This is a genomic window from Legionella sheltonii, from assembly GCF_026191355.1.
GTDB classification, from domain to species: domain Bacteria; phylum Pseudomonadota; class Gammaproteobacteria; order Legionellales; family Legionellaceae; genus Legionella; species Legionella sheltonii.
Genome location: NZ_JAPHOQ010000012.1, coordinates 129,588 through 141,340, shown reverse-complemented (window position 1 = coordinate 141,340; position 11,753 = coordinate 129,588). Strand labels below are relative to the sequence as shown.

Genomic DNA, 11,753 nt, shown 5'->3' with positions numbered 1-11,753 from the left:
AAGTCATTTTATGTCTACATTATGGCAAGCAAGCGAAATGGTACACTATACGCTGGTTCGACATCAGATTTAATTAAACGAGTCTGGGAACATAAAAACAGCCTGATTCCGGGATTTACAGCTAAGTTCAATGTACATATATTAGTTTATTATGAGGTTCATGAAACCTGTATAGAAGCTGCTCGACGTGAGAAGCGATTCAAAAATTGGCCCAGGCAGTGGAAGTTACATTTGATTGAGAACCTAAATACAGAATGGCATCATCTTTATGAAGAAATTTGCCACTGATTAAGATCGGCTGGTTGCCGCGAACACGTCGCGGCACGTAGGCGGTGGGGATGAATTGTCAACACGTCCTATTGGAAATTTGATTTTTATCCCCGTATTACGCTGCGTTAATACGGGCTACGGTGTATTCGCTTATATGGAACAAACGGCTTGCAATTCCTCTGTACCTAAATTGATAAGATTGATTTGAGTGCCCGATTCCGCACTCACCGAGACACTGCTGTGATTCTTTACCCTAACTAATGTTCCCTGTCCTGTGGACAATTTTTTTCCATTAATAGTGCCGCTATTTTTGATCACGTTAATTTTAATTTTACTGTTATTTGGATGGCTACATTGAACAACACAAGTCGCATTGAGTGTCCAAAGCGTATTATTAGCAAGTAGCTTCGTTTCATTGGGACTCAATTTAAATGTTTTTTGCGACGCATTCGATTGCGAACAAAACAATCCTATGATAATGAAAAGAGAGAGGGTCATAATTTTATTCACATTGCATCCTTAATGACGTTAACGCCCAAGCTGATTAACTACTGAATATTGAGTTCATATTTTATACAAACAACCTTAAGGTTTTATTAAGAACTATCGAAGAAATCGGGTCACCTTGTCATGAGCAAAGGCTCCATCAACCCTCAGACAATCCTGTTGCTGTTGCGTACTTGCAGTCAATGCAAATTATACCTGTAATTTTGTGTTACATTTATAATATGGCTATCACCTTTGCGCTAGGGAACAATTTGAAACCATTTTCCCATGTGAATATAATTATCAAGCTTGTTTTAACGGGCATAATAGTTATTATTTTCGAATTAATCCGTATCTTGGCATGGAGTCATTATTCTATTTTTTTAGGGTTTGGACCTTTTTATCTCACAGTGATGCTCCCTGCTTTATGGGGTGGGTTTTATGCAGGTATATTCGCAACATTTTTTAGTTGTTTTTTTGTTTATTATTCTAGCTTTATTCAGCCTGTTTACATTGACGAACATAGTTCCATACTAATGCTTATTTACTTTTGTGTTAATGGGACTATTTTATCGTTAGTGGGGGAATATTTCAGATTTACACTAAAAAAGATGAAATCGGCCATATCTAAGGCAAAACGTTTGTCCGATGCGCTAGATAATATCCCGCTATATGTGTATATGAAAGACCTTAATCACCACTATATCTATGCTAATAAACCAACGCTTAAGTTGTTTCAATGCTCTGAATCAGAACTAGCAAATTTGGATGATAATCATTTCTTTCCTGAGGCCACCGTGAAACGGTTGCATGAGATTGATAATAGGGTATTTTACCAGCAGATAACCACGCAAGAAGAAATTCACAGCATAGGACGTGATGGTCATTCTCGTGTGTATTGGGAGGTAAAAACACCGCTATATGAAGAAGACGATAACCAAAAGATATATGGTTTGTGCGGTGTATCTACCGATATCACCCAACGGAAAATTAATGAAGATGTACTTCGGGAATCTGAAGAACGCTTTCATTCTGTGTTTGAAGCTGCTGCTATAGGGATGGCAATTGTTGACATTAATGGACGTTTTGTTCAGGTTAATAAGGCATTGTCTCAGCTTGTAGGATATACATCGGATGAGCTGTTGAAAAAAACATTCATAGACATTACACATCCTGATGATCTCGAGACCGATCTTGGCTATGTGAAACAATTATTAGACGGAACACTCAGTAGTTATCAATTAGAAAAAAGATACTCTCATAAAGACGGCCGCATCATTTGGATTTTATTAACCGGCTCCGTAGTCCATGATACAAATAAAAAAGTCAAATATTTCATTGCGCAAATTATGGACATAACCCAGCAAAAATCCCTGATAGCCAAATTAGAACAGCATGCTAATCAAGATTTTCTTACAGGATTAAATAATAGAAGATATTTCATTGAGCAAGCTGAGTTAGAATTTCAACGCGCGAGACGTATGAAATATAACATAGCTATTTTAATGGTAGATATTGATTATTTTAAGAAAGTAAATGACATGAACGGACATAAAGTGGGTGACCTAGTTTTACAGCATTTTAGCACGTTTTTGAAGCAGGATTTACGGAGTACTGATTTGGTAGGTCGCATGGGTGGCGACGAATTTGCCATTATCCTACCTAATATTTTGGAGAAAAATGCTGTTGAAGTTGCGGAAAAGCTTCGGGCTCTCATTGAAAAGAGTCCTTTTGACGAGCCATCAGGACAAAAAATAAACTACACCATCACAATAGGCGTCTATCTTTCGAATGTTATGGATGCTACGGTTGAAGAATGCTTATATGAAGCGGATAAGGCATTGTATCAAGCGAAAAATTCAGGTCGAAACCGCGTGTATTCTATTGTGGGAAACCTTCGTTAGCGACCGGGGTTATATCTGAATTCATGCATTAAAGAAGCGGATTTTTTTCTAGCTAATCTTTCGATACGAGTACGGAGAGTTAAAAGCTTACGCTCTATTTTTTGAGTATTACGTTTTCCTCTTCGTGTTGCTCAAAGGGTACTAATCGTTGATAAGCAGTTTCCTAAACGGGTTATGGATATGGAGTGTTTGTGGCAACTCAAAGTAAATCCCACGCCCCGTTATTGGCTTGGGTAGATGTTTATCAATCAATACAAAATGAGCTCATTGTTAATATATAGCGTAACCGAGCATTTATTCTAAATTGAAGAGTATCGACAGCATGGCTATGATTTTGACTTTAGATTGCTTTAGCTACACTCACTGCGCGGTAATTGAATTGACTTGTTAGAACAGACCCGTCTTATGCAAGGGTAATACGGGTTGCAATTTTTTATATTTTGCGGTACCGATTTTAATGTGCACCAGTTACCCTCATATTAATGGAGGAGTTCCTCATCGACTGCAATTAATTTGCAGTCGCTTGCACTGAATTGGTTACATATATTTAAAGCTTTTTGTTCCGCTATCTCTTTGGTGGGCTGACCTGATCGCCAGCCGTAAGACCTGTTTTCCGAAACAGCAAACGCTTTATGAGGTGGAGCAATTTTATAGGTTAAAAAAGCTTTTTTTGCACTATTTGATAATAAATTTGGTGTTTTTAAAGAAGAAACCGGTACGACAAGGGGTGTATTAACTAGGATTAATTGATTACGTTTTAAAAAGTGATCTACCATAGGTGCCCATTGCGGGATTCCAGCTTTTGAAAATAAAAAGTGCCCTTCCTTGCCAAATGAATTTGCTTGAATAAAGACCGCATTTCTACCAGCCCCAGTAAATGCAGTAAATAGCTTTTTCGCCAGCGGCGGATTAAAAAAATGATCGTTTTTCGCATAGATCCATAATGTAGGAACTTTAGATGTTTTGCCAAATTGGACAAATGTTGAAATAAGGGCATTCTCATTGCATACCTTATTATCAGACGATGAACCTCGTCCACCTGCAAAATTGATGACTGCTTTTAATCCTGGTGGAGGGTTCAATGCACTGAGTGCAATGGAAGCAAAACCTCCAGCTGAAACGCCTACAGCAATGAATTTGTTGGTATCAAATTGTTTTAGTGTGCCTAAATAATCCACCGATGCATGCAAGTCCTCTACTGCTGATTGGGCTGCTTTCATATAATTAGGATTTTTACATGAACCTAAACCTTCAGCCCACCCGCCTCCCGAGCTACCGTAACCCCTTCGTAAAACTACGGCAACAGAATAACCACGACGTGCAAACTCGTAAGCTATGGGTAAATAAGAGAGTGCCGTCATATTGGGGCGATCCTGCGGATTTCGGGGTGAGCCATGGCTAATAAGGGCTAATGGATGTTTGAGCTTATCATCTGAAAAGACCAGCAAGGCTTCAAGTTTTACTGGGCCATTCGCAGTATTCATTGGAAGATATGTTTTTTTCCAAATCAATTTTGAATAAGCCAAATTTGGCATGAATAGGGTCGCAACCAAAATTATAAAAAAACCCCGATTATTCATATACTCTCCTTGTAAACCATGATGTATGGGTTTGATTTTATCATCGAATTAGCCGCTAATTCTTTCAATGCCTAAGCTTTATGTATTCCAATAGCTAATAAAAACCAACCAAAAATAAAGAACAGACCACCAATCGGAGTGACAAGGCCTAAGGCTTTTACTGTCAACAAACTCATTACATATAAGCTTCCTGAAAAGAAGAAAATGCCTGCGAGAAATAGCCATCCTGAAATTTGTATCAATCGGTTATTAAATTGCATAAGAAGCATTCCATCAAATAATAAAGCCAAACTATGTATCATCTGATAGAAAACTCCTGTTTTAAAAACATCCATCTGCGCATCACTAAGCTGTGTCTTCAAACCATGTGCAGCAAATGCGCCGAGAATGGTAGCAATCATTGCTAATAAAGCTCCGAAGGTTATAAAACGTTTCGAAGTGAGTACTGTAGTGTTAATTTTCAATCGCCCTTCTCATTAAATATAACTAATCAAGACACTAGCATAACATCTTAATACATCAATATATGAATTTTTAAGTGAAGAAAGAATGAAATGAACGAATGGAAGTTAAAGATAAAAGTCTGGATTAGACAGGTTATTCTTCATAATTGCGTAGAGTCAATAACTTTTAGACGCCGGGATAATATGTACTAAAAATTACTGGTAATCACAGATATCATCTGTTATTGGTTCCTTTTCATTTTTTAGAAAAACTTTGCTTTTAAAATAGGACTCAGTAAAGAAGAATGAACTCACCTTCTCATTTGTTTTTCCGTTCGCTAAGCATCCCAAAACCCCAGCTACAATCATAAAAGGTAAAACACCCACAGAAGGAGCTAAAAATGCTCCGCACATAAAACCAATAGTTAAGGAAGAAAGAATGATTGTAGCAAATATTATACAATCTAACAGGAGGGCTTTATATGGATGATGCTCACGTGCGATGATGATATTTATTTTTCTATAAAAAATATCCTCTTCTTGCAACTGTTTTTCTGGTGAAGTTGCTGTGCCAATATTCCTAATATGCTGTTGTATAAGATAAAATATTTTTTGAACTGCATAATCGCTTAAATTAGCACTTAATGAGCTAAATAGTTTGTCGATTAGCTCATCAAATGAAATTTCGTTGGGATGAGTATTCCCTTGATATACGGGTACAGTCAATGAAGTTACTCCTAATGTTCTACGTTTTAGACTTTAACATTTTTTTACAATCAGCCTCAAAGTATCAATCGATGTTCGGACGCTAAGCTTGTTGGCCTTGACTGACACCAACAGGCGTAACCATCTCAGCATCTGTAGAAGTAAATTGAGTTTCCTTACATAATCTGACGTACTCTTTGTGGGTAATTAATAAATAAAATAGAGCAGAGATCAGAAGAATGTAATAAGGATTTTGATAAAAATAAATTAACCACAAATAGGTCAGAAAAGGTGTTGTTAATACAAGTAATGTGCTTGCCTTCATGCGCCGTGTAAGCTGAATTCCTCCATAAATTACCATTAAAATTAAAATAGACAAATTCATCTTTAGAAAATCGTTCGCTGGCAAAGTACTCATCATGACGCCAAGAATGCAAAAAACGATTAAACCAAATATCCTGGTATTGGGTTTAATCGCTCCCATACTAATCGGTGCAGCCATATATCCAATTAAATGATAACCAGTAACAATCACCATGAGTGAAGCCCAACTATCTGAGTTCCAGAGAAATATTGCAGTTAAGGTAAAATTAATGAGCAAGGAACGACGACACAAATTGTATTTAGGATGTAATTTAGTAATCGAACGGCTAGGCATTTGTCCCTCTTTAGCCATGGCATAAAACATTCGGGACGCACCACCTAAATAAGAGTATCCTGTGCCAGAAGGACTCACAATACTATCAGCAATGAGGAGCATCGCTAAAAAGTGCACGCCCATCAACATGGCTAAATTAATTAAAGGTGAATGAAAATTCAGACTACTCCAACCTCCGGCTAACATGTCATGAGGAACTGCCCCCATAAAGGATAGTTGAAGCAACATATAAACAAACATAACGATGACAATTGAGAGAACGATTGATAAAGGAATGTTTCTCTTGGGGTTCTCCATCTCACTCGCAAAAGCTACGGCCAATTGGAATCCGTTATACGAATAGATGAGTCCAGCTGAAATAATTGCAGTAATTGCTGAACCAAGCCCATATTGTGTGTTGGTATCTAAGCTAAAGTTGCTCGTGTCAAAACGCATGATCAAAAAGATCATAATTGTAAAAATCGGGCTGAGAATTTTTACTACCGTAATTGTATTATTAATCTTGGTTAATAATTTAATACCAAAGTAATTAATGAATAAATAAATAACTAAGATCCCGAGCGCAAATAATTTGCCATAAATCGTCAGGCTATTTGCCACCATCAAGGTATCGCTTTTAATAGTGGCAGCCAAATATTGTGTGGTTGCCTGAGCTTCTGTACCAATCGTTACCATGAGTCCAAACCAGTTGGCAAATGCAAAAGGCATACCAAAAATACTATTATGTGATAAGGCACTCGACCGTGCTGTTGCACCACGGACCGGGAAAATTGAGGCAACTTGTGCCAGGCATAGTCCCACTGCCATTACCAATAATGCCGCTAAAATCCATGCAAGAAATGAATAATTTCCCGCAATCTTAGCGTTTAATTGAGCGCTAAAAAGCCATCCTGATCCAACCATGGCCGTAGCAGAAAGCGCTGTTGCACTAAACAATGAAATTTTGGCATGCTTACAACTTGAACTCATAATAAATTACCTTAGATGCTACATCAGAATAAGTGCAGATAAAATATCTATTTTGCATATTTTTAGGTCAGCGTCAATAGATCTAATACAAAATGTATCGAAAAAGATGGTGGGAAAAATTGAACTCCTAAACAACTTATTGTTTTTATTAGATATAGAAAATAGCATTCTAAAGCAGTTCTGAAATCGAAAATCTTTCCATGAGTTAGCCTAGTAAAGAGTACTGTTCTACAATTTAATTTATAGATATCTTAGGGCGATAAGAATTAATTCATTTTTTATGGGAAATACGATTGGTCGACCTAATCAATTAGGAAGAACGGATGAGAACAACACGATTAGAAGCATTTAGTGATGGTATGCTGGCGATCTTTATCACCATTATGGTATTAGAAATTAAAATCCCACATGGTGATAATTTTACTAGCCTTCGACCGCTCATTCCTATTTTCTCCAGTTACATACTGAGTTTTATTTATATTGGTATTTACTGGAATAACCACCACCATTTATTTACTGCTACCAAAAGTATTTCAGGAAAAGTTCTTTGGGCAAACTTGAATCTTTTATTTTGGATTTCCTTATTTCCTTTTGCCACAGGATGGATGGGAGAAAACCATTTTACCGCCACACCAACATCGTTTTATGGCATTGTCCTGTTAATGGCTGCTATTTCTTACTCCATCCTGGTTCATACACTGATCTCGCATGAAGGTAAAGAATCGCTGGTGGCTCGAGCAATTGGGAATGACTTAAAAGGAAATATTTCCATCGTACTCTATTTACTAGCAATTCCTCTTGCTTATGTATATGCGTGGATTGCCCAAATGCTTTATGTAATCGTTGCAATGCTTTGGTTCATTCCAGATAGACGAATTGAAAATAAGCTAAAATAACTTGCTACCTTACACTCAAGCTCCCTTGAGATCCCTCACCACCTGCGTGCCTCAGCTTGTCCGATGCATCCAGGATTCAATCAACTGATTTAAAAACAAGAATGGGATTATAGAGCATTCCCTGACCTAGGTAAGCTAATTATAAGTAAATAAACTATTTAATTAAGTGAATCGTTTTGATTGCATATTTAACACTATCAAGATAAGCACGCATCAATAGAGTATTATCAACCGAAGCAGACTCTAGTTGTTTAAAATGGGCAATTTCATAATCCATTACAATTCTTAAAATACTCCCTAACTCACCCTCGAAATAAAGGATTGCATTATTGAGTTGGGTGCTGAGTTGGATCTTTGCTAATAAAGATTCCATGGGTTCATGAAGAATTGCATCCAAAGTGGACAAAATACCAACAGTATACGCTAAATGCGAATCTGATTTGCATTGAATGTTAGCAAGATTTTCACACATTTTAGCTCGGATTAAAGTGCGCTCAAGTAAATCCAGTTCCACATCATTAATACTTGATAGCATCAAAAGTCCCATCCAGTTTCGGATACAAACAATCCCCAGTAGTTTAATTGCATCTAATATGGATTCAATCTTTTTTCCATGATACAAAGCAACGGAATTGACTAACCGTAAAATACGATAACTGAGTTTTGGAATTTGCAAGATAAGGTTTTCAATATGTTCAATAGCAACTGCAGGATCGTTCAATTCTCCAAATAATCTTATTAAATGTGCTCTATTTTCAGTAATGGCTTGCCCTCTTAATGGATCAGGTTTACTCAGGAAAAAACCTTGAAAATAATCAAATCCGAGTTCCATACAATCATTAAATTGATTTCTATTCTCTATTTTTTCAGCAAGAAGTCTTCCTTTGAAATTTTGCAAAAGGCTGAGTTGTTTTTGGATTTGATGTTTATTTTGATGCAATACCTCGATTTTAATAATATCTGCAACTTGAATTAGAGGGACAATTTGTTCTGTATAAATAAAGTCATCCAAAGCGATTTTATACCCTGCCTTGCTCAAATCAATCAGACTACGGATTAATTGATCATCGATTTGGATGTTTTCAATTACTTCAATAATAATTTGATTTTTAGGGAGCAGTTTAGGAACTTGATTGACTAAATGATTATAAGTGAAATTTATAAATGCAAGTTTATTACCAATCACATCTTCCATATTTAAATTAGTAAATAATTGGGTAATCACTGAGGAGGTAGCTCCATCCCCTGCTTTCAGGTCCAGATTGTCTACATGAGCAACGGTGGAGTGACCATCTCTGTAAAGTAATTCATATGCTTTAACTAGCCGATCCCTATCATAGATACTTTGACGTGCTAGAAGAGTGTTCATTAATGCATCGTTCAATTTAACTCTATTATTATGGTTAGTATAATTAAATAATAGATTATTATTTGAACCTATTCTCAAATTATTATTCAAATTTTTATGGTGTCATACCAAATATTTATCATAAAAGTCCGATTTTAGAACTATTTACATCATATCTGCCCATCTTCTTCTTAAAGTTATTATTATTGGTTATACTCCGCGCCATTAAAAACCCAAGGATAATTATGAGTATTTTCAATCCACTTAAAAATCTTATTGAAACGAAACAATACCCCCATGCCAGAGCCTACAGAACAACATTTTGGGGAAAAATGGCGGATACCTTTCTCGTGTTTTCCGGTCACTTATTACCTAATTATAAAAATAAGGAACAAGATCCTTTTAAAAAAATTCATTTAGGGATTTTCGATTATTTAACCGCAGGCATTCACCTCCTCATTTCTTCTTTACTCATCCGCTCTCTCAAGGGCGCCGAAAAACCTGTGTTAATCCCTGTAGGCATATTCACGTTTCTATTTAACTTACCTCGCCTTCTCTTCGCTGCGGCGATGACGCTCATCTGTTCGCCTTTTGTGGCAATAGCGTGGGCTGCCACAAAAGAAAAAGGGAACAAGATAAAAGACGATATTCTTTCCTACGAGGTTCAAACAAATCAGTCACGATTATATTTTGCCCCCTCTGCGCTCCCCTCTGATCTTGAACATTATAAAGACTGCTTCTTTTTCATTGAAGGGAGTAACTGCCTGTATTACATTAATTTTTCAAGTAAACCTCATGAACTAAAGATTAATGACATAGAGGGTTTCCGCCAAGAGATGGGGGTAAATCGACATAGAACAGCCATAAGAATTGGTATAGGATACTATTCTTTATTTGTTAACCGCGATGATTTAAAAAAGTATTTTGCTGAAGAAAAATCGCCTTTGGATAGTTATCGCTCCCTAGGCGATCTTTTAAAAGCTAGAAATGTAGATTTGGAAGAGATAGAAAAATCAAGTATTGAGCGCGAACAGGATGTTATAAAAATATCCTTAACTGATGAAGAAAAGCGACCGTTGGCAAAGTTTTCCTTATCAATAAAAAAATCAACAGACTTATTATTATTTCATAACCTGAGACGTTTAAATATCGGCGGTATTGAAGAAATTGTAGAAGAAAAAGAAGAATTCTCACAGTTTGTTTCTCCATAATTTTAAAAGTCTTACCGTATTATCGCTGCACTAATATAGGCACTTAAAAAGTTCCTGAGTGCAGCGCCTATCCGCGAGTCCAAGCGAGCTTTACCTTGTCCCGACGCGATCCTTTCGGGCTGGGGAAACGTTTTAGCGCTGTCTCCAAAGCCGTGTTGGCCTTCATGTAAGCCTTTGAGAAGCATAAATGCCTCCTCAGCCTGAACAGTTTAAAATGATTTTTCGAAAGCTACATTTCTCAATTGTTTCATTCACTTCTATAATTGAAAGAAATAGGTGGAACATGGAGGTCTTTTATGAAATTTTTTCAAGGATTACTTCTATTCTCGATACTTATTTATCAAAATATTTATGCGGAAACGGCGTTATCCCAGCCTAGTGGACAATCCCCTCAATGCGGACAAGCTTATGAGAGCGCCGGGGAAATTAAAACCATAAATAACGTTTTTAGTAGCTTATCCAGCGCATGTCATGATGCTGGTGGTATGAAGTTAACCCATCAGATATTATTATCCGAAGATTCGAATAAACCTACAGGTGTTTTGTTTACTTGTACAGGAAGCGATCCCAATTTTGTTGTTCTTTCTTGCCTCTTCCCAGCAAATTTTGAAGATTTATAGATCAAATCGCCTAAACTATTAGGTAACACACCTCAATAGTTGGCGAACTATTTTCACGAATTATATAAGGGATTTCAAATCGACAGATGGACTACATTATGATAAAATTATATACAATTTTTCATTGATCTTAGGAAGCTGTATTCCTTATGCCTTCACTAACGCTAACCAGCATTTATATTTATTGCGTATTTTTTTTAATAAGTGCGGCTGTTGAATCCCTGTCATTTAATGCACTCAATCGAGAAGAACAAGAAATTGTATTTAATCGAAAAAAACTCCCTTTTATGACTGACTTTACCAGCATCATTAAAGTCTTTTTCTTTTCATTCGTTATCCTCTATATCACTCCATGGCAAATGCGCTATAAAACATACTTATACCATAACACTCAAGAACTGGTCTTTCTTTACCATGTTTTAATGGTCTTCTTTGTGGTAGCATTTATACCTATAATCAAATACTTACAAGATGATATTAGAAATGCAGGCTTACCTGGATGGTATCTCAAGAATGTATTAGTGGGCGATTATATCCATCTGTGGGGGATCTTAATTGCGTGTTATATCTCCATTCCTAATTTTTAGTCTGGCAATTTTTAACCCTGGTATTCCTCTTTGGGAACAAAGAATTCAGATGAAAATCTGTTGTAGCCCGAGTGAA

12 protein-coding genes and 1 pseudogene are annotated in these 11,753 nt (G+C 36.6%); 6 read left to right on the top strand and 7 right to left on the bottom strand.

All coding sequences use genetic code 11. The annotated features are described in order from the left end of the window. Positions 1-288: GIY-YIG nuclease family protein (locus OQJ26_RS14565; protein WP_265704458.1), on the top strand; the 288-nt coding region annotated here is incomplete at its 5' end. 132 nt (positions 289-420) lie between these two features. On the opposite strand, the gene OQJ26_RS14560 is transcribed toward OQJ26_RS14565, so the two are convergent. Continuing rightward, positions 421-780 carry a hypothetical protein gene (locus OQJ26_RS14560; RefSeq protein WP_265704457.1) on the bottom strand — a complete coding sequence of 120 codons (360 nt, stop codon included), beginning with the start codon at positions 778-780 and terminating at the stop codon, positions 421-423. Between the two features lie 248 nt (positions 781-1,028). On the opposite strand from OQJ26_RS14560, the gene OQJ26_RS14555 reads away from it, so the two are divergent. Beyond that, entirely contained in the window at positions 1,029-2,660 is a 1,632-nt protein-coding gene (locus OQJ26_RS14555; RefSeq protein WP_265704456.1) for a diguanylate cyclase, read from the top strand. Positions 2,661-2,704: 44 nt separating this feature from the next. On the opposite strand, the pseudogene OQJ26_RS19485 reads toward OQJ26_RS14555, so the two are convergent. The 5 genes and pseudogenes from OQJ26_RS19485 to OQJ26_RS14535 all read right to left on the bottom strand — a co-directional run. Further along, positions 2,705-2,817: pseudogene (locus OQJ26_RS19485) on the bottom strand (IS1 family transposase); the annotation flags it as partial. Between the two features lie 322 nt (positions 2,818-3,139). Next, positions 3,140-4,240 (bottom strand): serine aminopeptidase domain-containing protein, encoded by a 1,101-nt coding sequence (locus tag OQJ26_RS14550; RefSeq protein ID WP_265704455.1) that lies wholly within the window; start codon positions 4,238-4,240, stop codon positions 3,140-3,142. Between the two features lie 71 nt (positions 4,241-4,311). Beyond that, a complete protein-coding gene (locus OQJ26_RS14545; protein WP_265704454.1) occupies positions 4,312-4,704 on the bottom strand; it encodes a DUF423 domain-containing protein in 393 nt (130 codons plus the stop codon). Positions 4,705-4,899: 195 nt separating this feature from the next. Further along, positions 4,900-5,409, bottom strand: coding sequence for a hypothetical protein (locus tag OQJ26_RS14540; RefSeq protein WP_265704453.1), 510 nt, complete (start codon positions 5,407-5,409; stop codon positions 4,900-4,902). Positions 5,410-5,491: 82 nt separating this feature from the next. Further along, positions 5,492-7,015 (bottom strand): APC family permease, encoded by a 1,524-nt coding sequence (locus OQJ26_RS14535; RefSeq protein WP_265704452.1) that lies wholly within the window; start codon positions 7,013-7,015, stop codon positions 5,492-5,494. 323 nt (positions 7,016-7,338) lie between these two features. Between OQJ26_RS14535 and OQJ26_RS14530 the strand changes: the two genes are divergently transcribed. Further along, positions 7,339-7,911 carry a TMEM175 family protein gene (locus tag OQJ26_RS14530; protein ID WP_265704451.1) on the top strand — a complete coding sequence of 191 codons (573 nt, stop codon included), beginning with the start codon at positions 7,339-7,341 and terminating at the stop codon, positions 7,909-7,911. Between the two features lie 154 nt (positions 7,912-8,065). Here OQJ26_RS14530 and OQJ26_RS14525 read toward each other — a convergent pair whose 3' ends face one another. Further along, on the bottom strand, positions 8,066-9,280 hold the full coding sequence (locus tag OQJ26_RS14525; RefSeq protein WP_265704450.1) for an EAL and HDOD domain-containing protein: 1,215 nt from the start codon (positions 9,278-9,280) through the stop codon (positions 8,066-8,068). A 62-nt stretch (positions 9,281-9,342) separates the two neighbouring features. Between OQJ26_RS14525 and OQJ26_RS14520 the strand changes: the two genes are divergently transcribed. From OQJ26_RS14520 to OQJ26_RS14510, 3 genes are all read left to right on the top strand, one after another. Then, on the top strand, positions 9,343-10,470 hold the full coding sequence (locus OQJ26_RS14520) for a hypothetical protein (protein ID WP_265704449.1): 1,128 nt from the start codon (positions 9,343-9,345) through the stop codon (positions 10,468-10,470). A 296-nt stretch (positions 10,471-10,766) separates the two neighbouring features. Beyond that, positions 10,767-11,090 carry a hypothetical protein gene (locus OQJ26_RS14515; protein WP_265704448.1) on the top strand — a complete coding sequence of 108 codons (324 nt, stop codon included), beginning with the start codon at positions 10,767-10,769 and terminating at the stop codon, positions 11,088-11,090. A gap of 149 nt (positions 11,091-11,239) precedes the next feature. Beyond that, complete coding sequence (locus OQJ26_RS14510; protein ID WP_265704447.1) at positions 11,240-11,677, top strand: hypothetical protein; 438 nt, start codon at positions 11,240-11,242, stop codon at positions 11,675-11,677. Positions 11,678-11,753 lie beyond the last annotated feature (76 nt).